At 70.0% G+C, this 16,728-nt stretch carries 15 protein-coding genes; 2 read left to right on the forward strand and 13 right to left on the reverse strand.

The window, feature by feature from the left end; translation table 11 throughout:
* Nucleotides 1–252 precede the first annotated feature (252 nt).
* The 3 genes from AAC944_RS00800 to AAC944_RS00810 form a co-directional block, all read right to left on the reverse strand.
* The gene (locus AAC944_RS00800) at nucleotides 253–1,386 is read right to left on the reverse strand and encodes an FAD-dependent oxidoreductase (protein WP_030608084.1); all 1,134 of its coding nucleotides are present in this window, start codon (nucleotides 1,384–1,386) and stop codon (nucleotides 253–255) included.
* Nucleotides 1,387–1,802: 416 nt separating this feature from the next.
* Nucleotides 1,803–2,276, reverse strand: a complete 474-nt coding sequence (locus tag AAC944_RS00805; RefSeq protein ID WP_030608082.1) for a carboxymuconolactone decarboxylase family protein — start codon at nucleotides 2,274–2,276, stop codon at nucleotides 1,803–1,805.
* Nucleotides 2,277–2,370: 94 nt separating this feature from the next.
* Nucleotides 2,371–3,483: a MerR family transcriptional regulator gene (locus tag AAC944_RS00810; protein ID WP_037771077.1), complete on the reverse strand. Its 1,113-nt coding sequence runs from the start codon at nucleotides 3,481–3,483 to the stop codon at nucleotides 2,371–2,373.
* Nucleotides 3,484–4,045: 562 nt separating this feature from the next.
* Between AAC944_RS00810 and AAC944_RS00815 the strand changes: the two genes are divergently transcribed.
* Nucleotides 4,046–4,720, forward strand: a complete 675-nt coding sequence (locus tag AAC944_RS00815; protein ID WP_051871346.1) for an ANTAR domain-containing protein — start codon at nucleotides 4,046–4,048, stop codon at nucleotides 4,718–4,720.
* A 163-nt stretch (nucleotides 4,721–4,883) separates the two neighbouring features.
* On the opposite strand, the gene AAC944_RS00820 is transcribed toward AAC944_RS00815, so the two are convergent.
* From AAC944_RS00820 to AAC944_RS00855, 8 genes are all read right to left on the reverse strand, one after another.
* Nucleotides 4,884–5,336, reverse strand: coding sequence for a DUF6314 family protein (locus tag AAC944_RS00820; protein ID WP_030608075.1), 453 nt, complete (start codon nucleotides 5,334–5,336; stop codon nucleotides 4,884–4,886).
* Between the two features lie 266 nt (nucleotides 5,337–5,602).
* Nucleotides 5,603–5,836, reverse strand: a complete 234-nt coding sequence (locus tag AAC944_RS00825) for a ferredoxin (protein ID WP_030608072.1) — start codon at nucleotides 5,834–5,836, stop codon at nucleotides 5,603–5,605.
* Between the two features lie 2 nt (nucleotides 5,837–5,838).
* Nucleotides 5,839–7,083: a cytochrome P450 gene (locus tag AAC944_RS00830; protein ID WP_037771289.1), complete on the reverse strand. Its 1,245-nt coding sequence runs from the start codon at nucleotides 7,081–7,083 to the stop codon at nucleotides 5,839–5,841.
* Nucleotides 7,084–7,253: 170 nt separating this feature from the next.
* On the reverse strand, nucleotides 7,254–8,045 hold the full coding sequence (locus AAC944_RS00835) for an ABC transporter permease (protein ID WP_030608067.1): 792 nt from the start codon (nucleotides 8,043–8,045) through the stop codon (nucleotides 7,254–7,256).
* Nucleotides 8,045–9,103 (reverse strand): ATP-binding cassette domain-containing protein, encoded by a 1,059-nt coding sequence (locus AAC944_RS00840; RefSeq protein WP_368396745.1) that lies wholly within the window; start codon nucleotides 9,101–9,103, stop codon nucleotides 8,045–8,047. Before AAC944_RS00840 ends, AAC944_RS00835 begins: the two co-directional genes overlap by 1 nt.
* A 77-nt stretch (nucleotides 9,104–9,180) precedes the next feature.
* The gene (locus AAC944_RS00845) at nucleotides 9,181–10,071 is read right to left on the reverse strand and encodes a DUF4097 family beta strand repeat-containing protein (RefSeq protein ID WP_030608062.1); all 891 of its coding nucleotides are present in this window, start codon (nucleotides 10,069–10,071) and stop codon (nucleotides 9,181–9,183) included.
* Nucleotides 10,072–10,343: 272 nt separating this feature from the next.
* A complete protein-coding gene (locus AAC944_RS00850; RefSeq protein ID WP_030608061.1) occupies nucleotides 10,344–10,880 on the reverse strand; it encodes a toxin-antitoxin system HicB family antitoxin in 537 nt (178 codons plus the stop codon).
* A gap of 363 nt (nucleotides 10,881–11,243) precedes the next feature.
* On the reverse strand, nucleotides 11,244–11,918 hold the full coding sequence (locus AAC944_RS00855) for a helix-turn-helix domain-containing protein (protein ID WP_030608058.1): 675 nt from the start codon (nucleotides 11,916–11,918) through the stop codon (nucleotides 11,244–11,246).
* 184 nt (nucleotides 11,919–12,102) lie between these two features.
* Here AAC944_RS00855 and AAC944_RS00860 point away from each other — a divergent pair, with 184 nt between their 5' ends.
* Nucleotides 12,103–13,299: a cytochrome P450 gene (locus tag AAC944_RS00860; protein WP_030608057.1), complete on the forward strand. Its 1,197-nt coding sequence runs from the start codon at nucleotides 12,103–12,105 to the stop codon at nucleotides 13,297–13,299.
* Between the two features lie 104 nt (nucleotides 13,300–13,403).
* Here the strand turns inward: AAC944_RS00860 and AAC944_RS00865 are convergent, their stop codons facing one another.
* Entirely contained in the window at nucleotides 13,404–14,768 is a 1,365-nt protein-coding gene (locus AAC944_RS00865; RefSeq protein ID WP_078888269.1) for a glycerate kinase family protein, read from the reverse strand.
* A 70-nt stretch (nucleotides 14,769–14,838) separates the two neighbouring features.
* Nucleotides 14,839–16,392 (reverse strand): SLC13 family permease, encoded by a 1,554-nt coding sequence (locus AAC944_RS00870; protein WP_107054060.1) that lies wholly within the window; start codon nucleotides 16,390–16,392, stop codon nucleotides 14,839–14,841.
* Nucleotides 16,393–16,728 lie beyond the last annotated feature (336 nt).

Below are 16,728 nucleotides of genomic sequence, written 5' to 3' on the forward strand. Positions count from 1 at the left end.
TTCATACAGTCCATAACTGCGTTCATACAGTTCACAATCCGTGGCGTGAACCACACCTCCGACTGGCCGAGAAGCAGCGCATGTCAGCCGACGGTCCCAGCTGCGAAGAAGCGGCAGACGGTTGTACCGGCAACACGATGCGGGGCCCTGCGCGCAGGGCCCCGCGTACAGGGCCCTGCGCGCTCCTGGGGCTGGCACCACCCCGCTCCCCACTCATGTTGATGGGACTCATGTTGATGGGACTCGTGCCGCTCATGGGGCCTGATCGCCCTCGATGAAGGCGGTGACCAGGCTGTGAGGCGCGTCGTCGCCGAGAAGGGACTCGTGGAGGTGGGTTCCTTCGGTGGCGGCTTCGGTGCTGCGGGGGAACATGGCCTGCTCGTACTCGGTGAGAGCGGCTTCGAGGTCGTCGGGGTGCGCGGCGATGGCCTTGCCGAGTTGGGCGCCGTCCAGCATGGCGAGGTTGGCGCCCTCGCCGTTCGGAGCCGAGAGGTGCGCGGCGTCGCCGAGCAGAGTCACCCCCGGCACCCGGTCCCACCGGTGCTCGACCGGCAGAGCATAGAGAGGACGCAGGATCGGCGCCGATTCGCTGTCGGTGATCAGCGCGGTGAGCTCCGGCGCCCAGCCGTCGAACTCTCGCGCGATCCGCGTGGTGGCCGCGGCGGCATCGGTGAAGTCGATCGCGGCGAACCAGTCCTGCGGCTCGGCCAGTCCCACGTAGGCGTGCAGAGTGTCGCCCCTTTCCCGGTGAGCGAAGATCTCCCTGCCCGGCGTGAGTGCCATCATCGATCCGCCGCCGACCGCTTTTGCTACGGCTGGGTGCCGGGTGTCGGCGTCGAACAGGTAGGTCTCGACGACCGACTTTCCGGTGTACTCGGGTACGGCGGTGGAAAGCAGCGGCCGGACGCGTGACCACGCGCCGTCCGCACCGACCAGCAGGCTGGTGACGACGGTGCTGCCGTCGGCGAACGTCACCTCGTGGCGCCCCTCGCCGAGGGTACGGGCGTCACTGACCTTGTGGTCCCACCGGACGGTGCCGGCCGGGAGCGAGTCGAGCAGAATCTGCCGCAGCTCGCCGCGCTGCACCTCGGGGCGTCCACCCGTACCGTCGTCGGCTTTGTCGAACAGGACGGTCCCGTCCCGGTCGAGGATGCGTATTGCCTGGCGGCCCTCCAGGATCAGGCTACGGAATTCGTCGATCAGGCCTGCCGCTTCGAGGGCCGGTTGGCCGTTGTAGTCATGGATGTCGAGCATCCCGCCCTGTGCGCGGGCCGTCGGTGAGGCCTCCGCTTCATAGACGGTGGCCGGGATGCCGTGTACGTGCAGGACGCGGGCGAGGGTCAGTCCGCCGAGTCCGGCGCCGATGATTGTTACGTCAGTGGTCATGGTGAATGGGGTTCCTTGCGTGTCGAACGCCTGCCGAGCGGGCACCCGGCAGGAACTCTGCCAAGCTGCCAGGCCCCGCCGACAAGCCGCCGACACCGCATCGACACCCCCGATATACGACCGACACCGAACACCGCGAATCAGCGGCCCCGGCGCCTACCCGCACGGCGCACCGACCACAGGAAGAGGGCCGCCGGGCACAGGAAGAGCTGGTCGCAGGAAGAGCCAGCCGCAGGAAGAGCCGGTCGCAGCAAGAGCCAGCCGCAGGAAGAGCCGGTCGCAGGAAGTGCCGGTCGCAGGAAGTGCCGGACGCAGGTAGTGCCGGTCGCAGGTAGTGCCGGTCGAACGGGTCCGGTGGCGGACCCGTTCCCCGTTCCCCGTTCCCCGTTCGTCTCGGACTCAGGCGCGGTGGCCGGTCATCCGAACTGGCCGGGCTGGTAGTCGCCGGCGGGCATCTGGAGCATGACATTGCCTCGGTTGAAGGCATTGATGACGGTGATGACGCCCACCAGGGCGGCGAGCTGGTCCTCGTCGTAGTGCTTGGCCGCGTTCGCCCATACCTTGTCCGGGACGCCTCCGGCCGCATCGGCGATGCGGGTGGCTTCCTCGGCCAGCTCCAGCGCCGCGCGCTCGGCCTCGGTGAACACCGTGGCCTCTCGCCAGGCAGCGACCAGGTTGAGGCGTTCCGCGGACTCTCCGGCGTGCACGGCGTCCTTGAAGTGCATGTCGGTGCAGAAACCGCAGCCGTTGATCTGGCTGGCGCGGAGCTTCACCAGCTCCTGCGTCGAGGCGGGCAGCGTCGAGTCCTCGAGCGCCTTGCCGGCGGCGATGAGGTGCTTGAAGACCTTGCCCAGGACCGGGCTGGTGAAGGGGTTCAGACGTGCTTCCATGATGTGCTCCCTTGCGCTGTTCGACGGTTACACACCTTTGACGGGGCAGCTCAGCCAGTTGTGACATGAGCTGCTGTGACGTATGTCTCTCCTGCTACATGCCACGCTCCGGTCTTCCGGCGGTTGCAAGGAGATCGTCCAGGACCTCCAGCGCCTGGGTCAGGCCGCTGGGGCGGTGGATGCCCGGGGTCGGGCGCGGTGGCCAGCCGGGGCCGACGGCGAGTACGGCTGGGTGGATGCGGGATCCCTTCAGACCGTGGCCGAGGCCACGCGCCAGGGAGAGCAGTGCGGGGTCGGCGGTGGGGCGGGTCTGCGACCACAGCACCACGGCGCGCGGACCGCACCTGCGCACGGCTTCGGCCAGTACGCCTATCGGTACCGCGGCGCCGAACATCCGCACCGGGACGCCACGGTCCCCCAGCACCGCGGTCAGTGCTTCCAGGGCCAGAGTGTGGGCCTCCCGGGCGACGCAGGCCAGCAGTACCGGACCACTGCCCGTCGCCGCGGCGGCGAATCCGGTGGAACGGCGTAGCGCCGTGGAGATGTGCCAGGCCAGCAGGTGTTCCGCCTCCACGTACCGTTCGCCGTGCGGGTCCTGGGAGCTGGCCCACTTGCGGCCGATGGCCCGTAGGGCGGGGGTGAGAACCCGTTCCCAGGCTCCGATCAGACCGTACTCGGCGAGCGTTCCGGCGAGCAGTTCCTCCAGCAGCGGAGCGTCGAGACGGACGGCGGCGCGGCCCAGGCCCCGGGCGCGGCGCCGGGCATCGGCGTCGTCGTGTGCCCTTTCCGTCCCCGGTGCGACGGCCTCCGGGTGCGGGAGTGCGGGACGGGCCTGCACCGGCAGCACTGGCGGCACTGGCAGCACCGGCGGGTCCTGCGGTACGTCCTCGGCGGGGCGGGCGCCCTCGACGGTACGGGCGAGTTCGGCGGTGCGAGCGCCCTCGACGGTACGGGCGCCCTCGACGGTACGGGCGAGTTCGGCGGCCTCCGCCGTCGGCACGCCGCGAGCGGTCAGTTCGCACATGCGCTCCAGTACGGCAATGTCCTGCTCGCTCCAGCGCCGGTGCCTGCCGTCCTCCCGACCGGACGGGCCGAGCCCGTAGCGCCGGTCCCATGAACGGAGGGTGGCGGGGGCGACGCCCAGGCGCAGCGCCACATCTCCGGTGGTCAGCCTGGCACGGCGCGGCAGTGGTGATGCGCTCTCCATGACCGCACCGTACGGGGCGCGGGCGTGGCGTGCCGCCCACTTCGCATCGTGCGTCGGACAGACGGTATGCGCACCGTACCCCCGCGCGTCAGCGAGGGGGCTTGTGCGGCAGCACGGGCGGGGTCTGGGCCCGTGCCGTCCGCCGCATGTGAGCCACCGCCCGGCCCGACGTGAGGGCCGGGCGGTGCGCGAACGCGGGGGGGGCTGCGATGCGCGTGTACTCCTTGCTGACCAGCAGCATGCGGTCGGCGGGCGGTGGACGCCAGTTGCATCGTTCGTGCCACGTTTACGCAAGGGGCGCGGTTGCGCGCGGTTGCCGCGCCGGAAGCTGCCGGCGGAGAGCGGCCACACGGGCGTACCTCGTAGCGAGCCACGCGGCCGTACGCCTGCGCGTGGCCATAATGCGCCGGGTAGGCACCCCCTTACCGTTCTTCACCAGGGGAACCCGGCGTGTCGGGCCGAACACAAGAGGTAACTTCATGTACGTCGGGGTGACATTGGGGGTCAAATGATGCAGTCGTGTGATCGGTGGCTGAATGAAGCCGTTCGTCTCACGGAGTTGATGCAGACCGATGGCGATGCCTACGACTACTTGCAGGAGTTCTGTCATCGCATCCGAGAGCTGCTGGACGTCCCCGCTGTGGGAGTCGTGTTCACGGAAGACAACGGCGCGCTGCAGTCTGCGGCCGCGGGAAAGGTGTCCGGGCATCTGTTAGAGGCCACGATGGCGACGGCACAGGAGCGGAGGGAAAACGGCCACCCCGCTCCCCTGCCTGTCCGGCCCCGATACGACATCGACCTGCGCGGGTACGACGGAGACTGCCCTCAGGCCATCGCCCGACTGCTGGCACTCGGGATCACCCGGGCCGCGGTTCTCCCACTGCCCGGCGAAGGCTGTGTCCGCGGCATCTGGCAAGTGTTCGGTCATGAAACGCTGCCGGGCGAACAAATGCTGCACAACGCTCAGCAGCTTGCCGACCTGACGATGACAGCACTTGACCAGTCACGTAGGCGTCAGTACTCCGACAAGCTGGCCGCGCAGCTCTCGGCGGCTCTTGCCAGCCGTGTCGTGATCGAACAGGCCAAGGGATTTCTGGCCAAGCGCTGGGACCTGACTCCTGACGACGCCTTCACTGCCCTCCGTGCCTACGCCCGTTCCAACCAGCGACGGCTCGTCGACGTGGCCGGCGACGTCATCAGTCGCCGCCTGCACCTGCCGCGCGGGCCGGTGCCTTGACCAGGGCACATCTACGGGGGGCCAGGGCCATCTGGCCGGGATGACCCCTCTGACCGGGGGACCATCTGACCGGGGGGCCATCTGACCGGGGCCCATCCGGCCGGGAGGCTCAGCCGGCCGGGCCAGTGGCCTGCGTTACGACAACACGGTCGCCGTCCGCTTCTCAGGCGCGGATGCGGCGGTATACCGAAGTGAGCAGCTGGTCCTTGGCGGGGCCTCGGACGGCCCAGCGCAGGTGCCACTCGTCCGGTGACAGGACGGTGAACGTGCCTTCGTAGCGGTCGGCGGCACACTGGTGCACAGCCGTCCAGCGGCCGCGGCGCAGGTCCAGCAGGTGAAACGGGCGGCCGTCAGCGAACGACACCTCGGCGGTACCGTCCGGGAGCGGCAGCATCCGCAGCGTCCGGCCGGCATTCCGCGTCGCACCGCCCCATTCCACGACGCCTTCCTCCACGTGCAGCCATTCGCCGTTCGTGTCCCCGACGTGGAATTGCGCCCGGCCGGTGAAGCTGCCGGTGTGCCCGCCGTCGGACAACTCACGTTCCACGCTCCAGCCACCTGCGAGATAGGCGAGCGCATCGGGTACGAAGTGGACAGTGGTGCGGGACGACGACATGGCTACAGTTTCTCACCGGTACTCGTCGGCGACCTGCCCGGCCTCCGGACGCGGGCAGTGGGAGTGGGCTCACCGCCCTGGCCACCTTGGGGCCGCATACGCGAGAGCCCCCCACCGGCGCGCGGCGCGGGGTTCTCGGTCCGGGAGGTGCCACGGTCCCGGGAGGTGCCACAGTCCCGGGAAGTGCCACGTTCCGGGAAGTGCCACAGTCCCGGGATGTAGCACGGTTCCGGGAAGTGCCATGGTTCCGGGAAGTGCCACGGTTGCTACGAGTCCGTGGGCTCCGTGGGAATCAGGGCGATGGCTCCGGCGGGGCAGAGGCCGGCGGCCATCCGGGCGGCGGCCCGGTGCTCGGGGGCCGGCTCGGGGTGCAGGAGCACCGTCAGGCCTTCCTCGTCGTCCTGGTCAAAGACCTCGGGAGCCGTCAGGGCGCACATTCCGGCGCCGACGCAGCGCTCACGGTCGACGCTGAGACGCAGCGGCTCTCGTACGTCGTTCATGGCTACTCCCCGTTCCAGGGGGCGGGGTCCCAGGTCACGGGCAGGCTGACCACTCCGTAGATGTTGGCGTGCTCGCGCAGCGGCACCTTCTCCGGCGGTACCGCGAGGCGCAGCCCGGGGAAACGGGCGAAGAGCGCCGGGAACGCCACGGTCATCTCGACGCGGGCGAGCTGCTGGCCGAGGCACTGGTGGGCGCCGTGCCCGAAGGCGACGTGTCCGGTGGCCTTGCGGTGGATGTCGAACCGGTCCGGGTCGGGGAACTTGTGCGGGTCGCGGTTGGCGGCCTGCACGGACACCGTGACCGTCTCGCCCGCCTTGATGAGCTGTCCCTCCACCTCGACATCCTCGAGCGCTGCCCGCGGGATGGGGTCGGCCACGCTGAGGTAGCGCAGCAGCTCCTCGACGGTCTGCTCGGCGAGGCCCGGGTCGGCGCGCAGGGCTTCGAGCTGGTCGGGGTTGCTCAGCAGGGCGAAGGTGCCGAGCCCCAGCATGTTCGCGGTGGTGTCGAGCCCGGCGGCAAGCAGCACTCCGCCGACTCCGGTCAGCTCCTCATCCGTGAGGTCGGAGGTGGTGAGATCACTGAGCAGGTCGTCGGTGGGTTCGGCGCGCTTGGCGGCCACGAGTTCGCCGATGAAGTGGTGGACGGCCGTGTACGCCTCGGCCCTCGCTGCCACATCCGTGGCCTGGTCGAAGAGGGTCGCCACATGCTCCTGGAAGCGGTCCCGGTCGGCGTAGGACACACCGAGCAGCTCACAGATCATGAGTGCGGGCACCGGCCGCGCGAACGCCTCCACCAGATCGACGACGGGTCCGTCCTGCTCCATGGCGTCCAGACACTCAGCGGTGAACTGCTCCACACGCTCGGCGAGTTGACGCATCCTGCGGACGGTGAACTTACCGGTGAGCAGCCGCCGGAAGCGGGTGTGCTCGGGGGCGTCGAGACCGAGGAAGTCACCGACCGGTGCCGGTGGTATCTCCGTCATTTCCCCTAGGGCCGGCATCGGTACCGGCATGTGCATGAGCTCGTAGCGGGAGCTGAAGCGCGGGTCGGACAAGACCGCGCGGGCCGCGGCGTGTCCGGTGGCCAGCCAGCCCACGTGCCCGTCGGGGTAGCGCAGGCGGCGCACTGGCCGGTCGCTGAGGGCGGTGAGGCCGGCGGGCGGATCGAAGGGGCAGCCGGTGTGACGGTCGGCGGGCAGGATCGGCGGCTCGTCGGCAGTGGGGTCGGCCGTCGTGTCGTACGACATGGTGTCCTCCAGTGTGCGTTCGGGCGTGCTCAAGTGGCCTCATGCGGAAGTGGCCTCGTGCTCGAGTGGCCTCATGCTCAAGTGGCCTCATGCTCAAGTGACCTCATGCTCGAGTGGCCTTGTGCTCAAGTGGCCGGTGGTGCATGGAAGTTCCGGTGGTACGGCCGGGGCTACCGCTTGGCGCCGGCCTTGAAGGTGCGGCGCGCCCACACGTAACCGACGATGCTGAGGCCTACGCACCAGGCGAGGCCGATGACCGCGCTGCTGCCGATCCCGGTGCCGAGCCACAGGCCGCGCAGCGTCTCGATGATCGGTGTGAACGGCTGGTACTCGGCGAACCAGCGCAGACCGGTGGGCATCGACTCGGTCGGCACGATGGCACTGCCGATGAACGGCAGGAACGTCAGCGGCATCGGGATGTTGCTGGCCGTCTCGACGTTCTTGGCGACCAGGCCGATACCGGCGCAGAGCCAGGTCAGCGCCAGGGTGAGGAGGGCGAGCAGGCCGATCGCGGCGAGCCATTCGACGGGCGTGGCGTCGGGACGGAAGCCCGCGAGGAGCGCGACGCCGATGACGAGGGTGATGCTGATCATCGTCTGGATCACGCTGCCGACCACGTGGCCGGTGAGGAACGAGGCACGGGAGATCGGCATCGTACGGAAGCGGTTGACGATGCCTTCGGTCTTGTCGACGCAGACGCTGATCGCGGTGGTCAGGGCGCCGGACGTGGCGGCCATCAGGATGATGCCGGGCGCGAGGTAGTCGATGTACTCGCCACCGCCGGCGGCCGACGCTCCGATGCCGCTGCCCAGGGCGGTGCCGAAGGCGTAGTTGAACAGCAGCAGCATCATGATGGGCATGATGACGACGGTGAGGGTCAGGGACGGGTAGCGCAGGGCCTTCTTGAGGTTGCGCCGCAGCATCGTCCTGGAGTCTCTTGCGGCGTAGGACATGGTGGCCATCAGGCGTTCTCCTTGGATGACTCGGCGGTGCCGGGTAAGACGACGGTGTTGGACGAAGCGACGGTGTTGGGCGAAGCGACGGTGTCGGCGGGGCGGGGCCGGCCGGTGAGGGTCAGGAAGACGTCGTCGAGGTCGGGGGTGTGTACGGTGAGCGACTCGGCCTGGACGGCGGTGGACTCCAGCGTGTCGAGGACGGCCCGCAGGTTGGGGAGGGAACCGTCGCTGGGGATCTGCAGGGTGAGGGAGTCCTCGTCGCGCGTGGCGATGCCGAAGATGCTCGCGGCGGTGTCCAGGCCCTGGGCGTCGGCGAACCGTACCCGGATGTGACCGCCGGGGATGCGCTGCTTCAGCTCGTCGGCGGTGCCCTCGGCGATCAGCCTGCCGTGGTCCAGCACGGCTATGCGGTCGGCGAGTTGGTCGGCCTCTTCGAGGTACTGGGTGGTCAGGAAGATGGTCACGCCGTCGTCGGCGACGAGGTCCCGGATGATCTCCCACATGGTGCGGCGGCTGCGCGGGTCGAGCCCGGTGGTGGGCTCGTCGAGGAAGATGATGCGCGGATCGCCGACCAGGGTCATCGCCAGGTCGAGCTTGCGCCGCATACCGCCGGAGAAGGTGACGGCGGTCTTGCCCGCCACCTCGGACAGGTCGAAGCGGCGCAGCAGGTCCTTGGCCCGCCGCTTGCCTTCGCGCCGGTCGAGGTGGTGCAGGTCCGCCATGAGGAGCAGGTTCTCCTCGGCGGTCAGCAGGTTGTCGACGGCCGAGAACTGGCCGGTGACGCCGATCGCGGAGCGCACCGCGTCGGCGTCCCGGGTCAGATGGCGGCCCGCGACCCAGGCCTCGCCCGCGTCGGCGCCGATGAGGGTGGAGAGGATCTCCACCGTGGTGGTCTTGCCGGCGCCGTTGGGCCCGAGCAGCGCAAAGATGGTGCCTTCGGCGATGTTCAGGTCGATGCCGTCGAGCACGAGCTTGTCGCCGTAGGACTTGCGCAGTCCGGTGGCGGTGATCGCCGCTGCCGTCGCGTTCGCTGCGACAGCCGCGGTTTTCTGGAGGGCAGTCATACCGCTTTCCCTTCGGAGGTGAGGAGTTGGGGTACGCCCGGTGGTAAGCCGCGGCGCCCGGCTCGGGGCGCGCACCGTCAGGCGCGGCGGATGATGATGTCGCCGCCCGAGGTCCGGGCGTGCACCTCGACGGTCTCGTCGGAGTCCGCGGGGCCGGCGGCGGAGCCGAGCGAATTGCGTACCGTGCCGTACTTGGTGTGCACGTCGAGCCAGGCGGCGGTGCCCTCGTGGATGCCCACTTCGAGTTCGCCGACGGAGGTGTGCAGGTCGATGCGGCCGCGGGTGACGTCGCCGACGCGGATGGCGCCGACGGAGGACTTCGCGTCGACCTCGGCGTGGGCGACGCCGACCTCGATCCCGCCTTGGGCGGACTTGGCGTTGACACTGCCGTGCGCGATGCCGACGGAAATGGCGCCGTTGGCCGCGTTGGCCTTCAGGACGCCGGTGACCTCGCCGATCTCGGTCGCGCCGAGGCCGTTCTTGACGGTCGCCGAGCCGGTGACCGTGCCGACCTCGATCGGGCCCGCGCCGATGACTTCGACGTCCCCGGTCGAGCGGGTCAGGCGGATGTCACCGAGGTCGGTCTTGAGGTTGCCGCCGGCCACCTCGTCGACCTGGAGGTCGCCGAGCGAGGTCTTGAGCGTGACTTCCCCGAAGCGGCCTTCGCAGTGGATGCTGCCCATGCCCGTGGTGCCCCGGATTTCCGAACCCGCGGGCAGTTCGATGCTCACCTCGATGGAGCCCGGCTTGCCGAACGGGGACCGCCTCTTGGGCGTCTTGACCGTGAGGCGGCCGTCCGAGCAGGTGACCTGGGTCTGCTGTACGGCGCGTACGTCGTTGTCGTCGGAACCGTTGCTCGGCAGCACCTCCACGACCGTGTCGGTGCGCTTGCCCGCGGTGATGCGTGCGGTGCCGGCAGCCAGCTCAAGGGTTGCGGAGATCGGTTCGGGGGTCTCGAAAGTTGGCATGACTGTCCCGTCCTCTTGGCTTCGGTAAGTGAACCCGCTGGTGAGGCGGGTGATGAGTGTCGTCGGCGGGATGGGTCGGCGATCCGTCGGTGAAGGGAAGGTGAGTGCGGTGGCGCCGTGGTGCGGTGGTGCAGTGGCGTCGTGGTGCGGTGGTGCGGTGGTGCGGTGGCGCCGCGGTGCAGTAGTGCAGTGGCGCCGTGGAATGAAGCTGGCGTGGTGGTGCGGTGGAATGAAGCTGGCGTGGTGGGGCTGGGGGCGGTGGTCCGGCGGCTCTAGCGGACCCAGCCGGTGAAGCCCCGGCTACCCGAGTCCTTGCCGCGACCCGACGGGCTTGCACGACGCTCACCGCCGTCGAGGGCAGTGGAAACGGCCCGCACCAGCCAGGCGTTGACCGACAGGCCCTCCGCCGCCGCAGCACTCTCGGCTCGGGCCTTGAGGTGGGCGGGCAGACGGAAGTTGATCCGCGCCATGGCGCCGTCGTCGGCGTCCGCGGGCGGGGGCGGTGGTGCGGCGGCCGCGGCGGGTACCGTGACCGGCTCCTGCGCCCCTTGGAACGGCTCGGGGACGGGCGGCGCCGTCACCACGAACTCCGGGTCGAGTCCGCGCAGCCGTACGTCGACCGAGCCCGGCGCCAGCTCCCGCGTGACCTCGCCCATGGCGGCGGACAGTGCGTTGAGCAGGGTCAGCCGGGCGGCGGACTCCAGAGGGGCAGTGAGCCGGTCGGCGAGGGCGCGGGCATCGTCACCGCCGGCGTCCGCAGCGACGGCCAGCTGTTGCCGGAGGTTATCGACGTAGGGCGTGAGGTCCATGACGCCATCATGGCACACCGATGGCACCATGGCGAGCCATCTTGGCTCCTTTTTGGCGCGCACGCCTCTGAACTGCGTTTTCCCCTTTGAATTGATTCGCCATGGCGCCGTATGGAGAGCGATGCGCCCCACGACGGCGCCGCGGTGGCGCCACAGTGGCGCCGTCGAACAGCAGGCCGGGCGCCACCCCACCACCGGCCTGGCACCACGCATTGCGGGACCGGCCCCTACGGCCGACACCCCCCCTCCTCCCCCCACGGCCGACGCCTCCTGTGAGGACTCCGATGCCGCCGCCTGCCAGGAGTGGCGGCGCACAGCAGGCCCGGGGCTTGCGCGGCCATGCCGCCCATGAAAACCGTCAGATCAGGTCAGGAGGCCGCGCCAGCGGTCGGCCGACTCCATCATGTCCTGGATGACCCGTTCCAGGAACGTGCCACCCCTGGCCAGCCGCTGCCCCACGGGAGTGTCGAGTCCCAATGTCTCCGCCGCCGCCATCGCGGCCCGCGCCGCTTCGAGCGTCTGCCGCGAACTGATCGCGATCGAGTGGTACCAGGCCTCGTCGTCGACCACGTAGATGTCGCGGCGCCGCTGCGGATCGCGCTCACGACGGACATACCCCTGCTCCACCAGGAAGTTCACCGCCACGGAGACGGAAGCCGGGCTGACCTTCAGCCTGCGGGTCAGCTCGGCCGCGGTACGCCTGCCGTCCTCGGACAGCAACAGGTCGACGTGCACACGCGCCGTCATCCTCGGCAGCCCCGACCTGACCGCTGTTTCGATGATCTCCGCTTCCACCGCGCCGTCCGGCACTCCGGCCGCGCGTGGGGGTGCCGGTGTGCCACGCCGCGCCCGTTGGACCGTCGCCTGGTGCGCCTGCTGAGGCCGGTAGTCACCGGGGCCGCCGTTGCGTGCGACCTCCCGGCTGATCGTCGAGGTCGGCCGGCCGAGCCGCCTGGCGATCTCGGCGTACGAGAGCCCGTCGGCGAGTCCGGTCGCGATGCACTGGCGCTCCTGCTGGGTCAACCGTCCTCCTGGCATGCCGTCAGTATTGCTTTCGCCTCCATTCGTTGCAACGCAACGTTGCATTCGGCCTCAGCGTCATTGCATCAAATAACCGCCCTGTACCTGCAGTTTCGCGTTTTAGTCGATTGACGCAATTCTGAATGCAACGTAGCTTTCGAGGGACGCCAAACAAGTCCTGTCGTGAGATGAGGAAATGGCCATGGGGGAACCTCTCCACACCGTCACCGCGCTGCCGACGGAACGTCGGCCCGGCTGCCCCTTCGACCCGCCGGCAGAGCTGACAGACGCCCGCCGGCACGGCTCCATCAGCCGTTACACCCACCCCGGCCCCGCTGGGAAACCCGGCTGGCTGATCACCGGGTACGACCTGGTCAGGCAGGTCCTGGCCGACTCGCGGTTCAGCTCTCGCAAAGAGCTCCTGAACGTGGTCGACTTCGAGATTCCTCCGGCGCCGCCCGGCGAGTTCCTCCTCATGGACGACCCGGAGCACAGGCGCTACCGCAAGCCGCTGGCGGGCAAGTTCACCGTACGGCGGATGCGACTGCTCACCGAGCGCATCGAGCAGATCACCACCGACTGCCTGGACGCCATGGAGGAGGCCGGCCCGCCGGCCGACCTGGTGAGCGCGTTCGCCAAGCCCATCCCCGCCATCGTGATCTGTGAGCTGCTCGGGGTGCCGTACCAGGACCGGGGCTCCTTCCAGGAGCAGATCGAGTCGTTCATGAACGGGGAGACGAGCGACGAGGATCTGGAAGCGGCCTACACCGCGACCCAGAACTACTGCGCGGAGCTGGTGGCCGCCAAGCGCGCGAACCCCACCGACGACGTGCTCAGTGAACTCACCGACAGCGATCTGACCGATGAGGAGCTACAGGGGATCAGCCTGATCCTGCTGGCGGCCGGGCTCGACACCACCGCGAACATGCTGGCGCTGGGCACGTTCGCACTGCTGCAGAATCCGGCACAGCTCGCCGCACTGCGCGCCGATCCCGCGCTCATCGACCCGGCGGTGGAGGAGCTGCTGCGGTACCTGAGCGTCGCCAAGTCGTTCATGCGGACGGCGCTGGAGGACGTCGAGGTGGGCGGCCAGATCATCAAGGCCGGCACGACGGTCGTGCTGTCGTACAACACCGCCAACCGCGATCCCGAGCGGTTCGCCGATCCCCACGTGCTCGACCTCCGCAGGCAGGACGGCGGGCATCTGGCCTTCGGCCACGGCATCCACCAGTGCCTGGGCCAGCAGCTGGCCCGCGTGGAGATGCGGGTCGCGTTCTCCGCGCTGGTCAACCGCTTCCCCACGCTGCGCCTGGCCGTACCGGCCGAAGAGGTAGCCCTGCGCCCGGAGACCGCGGACATCTACGGGGTGAAGAGCCTCCCGGTGACCTGGGACGTGTAGCGACGAGTAGCTGGGGCGTCCGGTCGCCGCCTCGAAGGCAGGCGACCGGCCGCCCTCTTCGTCGTCATCACCTCGTCTTCGTCGTCATCACCTCGTCTTCGTCGTCATCGCCTCGTCATCACCTCATCAGCCCCGTCTCCCCATTGCCTGGTCATCGCCTCGTCTTGCCTCGTCACCGCCTCGTCTTGCCTGGTCATCGCCTCGTCTTGCCTCGTCATCGCCTTGGCCCGAAGGCGTCTCCGTCCTCGGACTCGTCTCGCAGTTGCTGTGCTCAGCGCTCGGCCGGGTGCCGGTGCGGTGGTGGGGAGCGGGCGTTCACCGAGGCGAGTGCCGACCAGGACCATGCGGATGGCCTGTTCGGCGGCGTCGGCCAGCAGCGTGGTGGCGCCGGCCATGGCCTCGTGCTGCGACATGGGGCCACAGCAGATGCAGGCGTACGCGTCGATCCCGGCCGTACGGGTCTCCGCGGCGCCGCGGCCGATGGTGCCGGCCAGCGCGATGACCTGTTTTCCCTGCCGTTTGGCGCGGCGGGCGACCTCGGCCGGGATCTTGCCGTGCGGAGTCTGGTGGTCCAGCGCTCCTTCCGCAGTGATGACCAGGTCGGCCGCGGCCAGCTGCGCGTCGAGTTCCGCGTACCCCGGAAGGGCGTCGAAACGGGGCAGCAGCCGGGCGCCGAGGGCGGCGGCCAGTCCTGCGCCCAGTCCGCCGGAGGCCCCTCCGCCCGGTGTGTGCCGTACGTCTGTGCCGCACCGGCGTTCCAGCAACTCGGCCCAGTGGTCCATGGCCGCAGCCAGTTCTTCCACCTGGACGTCCGTAGCACCTTTCTGCGGCCCGAAGACCCGGGCGACGCCGCGCTCGCCGGTCAGGACGTTGCACGGATTGCAGGCGACGAGTACCTCCGTACCGGCCAGGCGTACGTCCAGGCCGTCGAGGTCCAGGGTGGTGGCGCGGAGCAGGCCGCTGCCGCCCGCCGGAACGGGACGGCCGTCGGCGTCGAGTACGCGGGCGCCCAGCGCGGTCAGGGCGCCCGCGCCGCCGTCGCAGGTTCCCGAATCGCCGCAGCCGACCACGATCCGTTCGCAACGCTGGTCGAGGGCGGCACGGATCAGTTCCCCGACCCCGTAGGTGGTGGTGCGGCCGGGGTCCCGGGCGTCGTCGGGAACGAGTGCGAGTCCTGCCGCCGCGGCCATCTCGACGACCGCGGTCAGCGGGCCGGCACCGCCCAGGACGGCGATGTGCGAGGAGACGACGTCGCCAGTGGGCCCGGTGACCGTCACCGGCACCACGCGTCCGCCACTGGCGGCGGCCAGCGTACGGGCGGTGCCCTCGCCACCGTCGACCAGGGAGACGGCGGATGTGCAGGCGTCGGGGAGTACGCGCCGGATCCCGTCACTGATCGCCGCGCCGACCGCCTCGACGGACAGGCACTCCTTGAAGCCACTGGGGGCGACCAAAACACGCAAGAACATGAGCCTTTTCCGATTCCTCGGGCGGCGGCCCCGCGCGGGGCCGCCATGTCGTACACGCTGCGCGGTGTGCTCAGCGCAGGGGCAGGCCCAGCCAGGGCCAGATGGTCAGGGCGCAGCCGATGGTCACCGCGGCGGTGACGGGACCGAGCCAGGCCGACAGGCGCAGGAGGTCCCGTTCGCCGAAGACCGGGGTGTGGCCGCTCTGGGCGAACAGGGCGAGGGGCTTGGCCGAAGCGACGGTGGTGTGGCAGAACCCGGCGGCGGCGGTCGAGGCGAAGGCCAGCGCGGCAGGTTGCAGGCCCGCGGTCGAAGCCAGCGGGATGACCAGCGGCACCAGCACCGACGAACGCGCCGAACGTGACTGGAGCACCAGATGGGAGGCCGTGCTGACCACGACGACGGCCAGCAGGATCACGCCCGGGCCGGTGGCGGCGGGGAAGACCAGGGAGGTGAGCCAGTGTGCCGCTCCGGAGGAGGCCAGGGCGCCGCCCAGCACGGTCGTGGTCACCATGAACAGCAGCAAGGACCATGGCACCGCATCGAGGGCTGCCGACATGTTGATGGTGCCCCACCTCGGCGCGGTGATCAGGACCGCACCGCCCAGTGCCGTGATGGCGGGCGGGACGCCGTGCAGGGACTCGGTGCACCACAGGGCCACCACCACGAGGAGCACCGCACCGGCCTTGGCCTCGTCACGCGTAAGCCGCCCGCGCCGCCCGGGCTGCAGCGGCTCCTGCTCACCCGCCACGGACTCGTCGCACGGCTGTCGCGATGCCCGCTCACCCACCACGGACTCGTCGCACGGCTGTCGCGATGCCCGCTCGCCCACCGCGTACTTGTCGCGCATAAGGGTCAACGGGGCGCGGCGTTCGTCCGGGTCGGTCATCGTGCGCAGCAGTCCCTCCGCCGCCAAGTGGGAGCAGATCAGTGCGAACGGTAGCCCCAGCACCAGCCAGCGCAGGTAGCCGATGCCGTCGCCCGTCGTGCCGGCCAGTAGCTGACTGGTGATCAGGTGGGCTCCCGCACCGGTCAGGGTGGCCATGGCGGAGAGCAGCACCACGGCGGGGAACAGCAGGGACAGTGCGCGTACGACCGTGACGCGCTCCTGCACCGAGGCGGCCAGCGCCGCGAAGACGGGAAGTACCAGGGCCGCCCGGCCCGCGGTGGCAGGAAGGGCGAAGGCCGTCAGTACCAGCGCTCCCGCCACCAGGTGGAACAGTTGCCGCACCGTACGGGCGCGGGTGCACAGGGCCAGGGCCGACCGGGCCGGGAGGCCCGTCGCGCCGACGCCCGCTGCCAGGACGAAGGCCGCGATCAGCAACCACACCGTCTCGTTCCCGAGCCCGGCGAAGAGCCGTTCCGGCGCCACGATTCCGGCGGCGACCAGCACCAGTACGGCGATCACACCGACGAAGGTGGCGTCGCCCCGGCCCGACACCCATGCCAGGGTGGCTCCGGTGAACACCGTCAGCGCGATCGCCCCCTGCGCGGGCGGGCCCGCGCCCGACCAGATGACGCCGAGCGCGGCAGTCACCGCTACCAGGACGCCTGCCCATGAGATGGCAGGCCACTGCTTCACCAGTCCGGACAGCGCCGTGGCGGCCCGGCCGGTGATCCTGGCCATCCACAACAACAGGCAACATGTCTGCCGGTACAGATACTCCACGGTGGAACTCCCTGGTCGGTCCCGGTGCGACGCCGAGCGGCGGTCGGCGGTCTGGGCCGGTCATGGCAGACGGGAACGGGGCCCGACGGGCCAGTCCTCCCGCGACGGCAGTGTCGGCGGACGGACAGGCGGGCGGGCGGCTCGGCCCGACTCGACAGCGCAGAGCCCGGCGCGCACGCGTGATGAAGGTCAGCGCGGTGCCGGCGACCGGCACTGCCGTGAGTACGGGCCCGAACGGTCCTCACCGGTACGGTTCATCTGGCCTCCAAAGGCAATCGGTGTCGATAACCCGAC

Origin of the sequence: Streptomyces sclerotialus, from assembly GCF_040907265.1 — a bacterium.
GTDB lineage: Bacteria > Actinomycetota > Actinomycetes > Streptomycetales > Streptomycetaceae > Streptomyces > Streptomyces sclerotialus.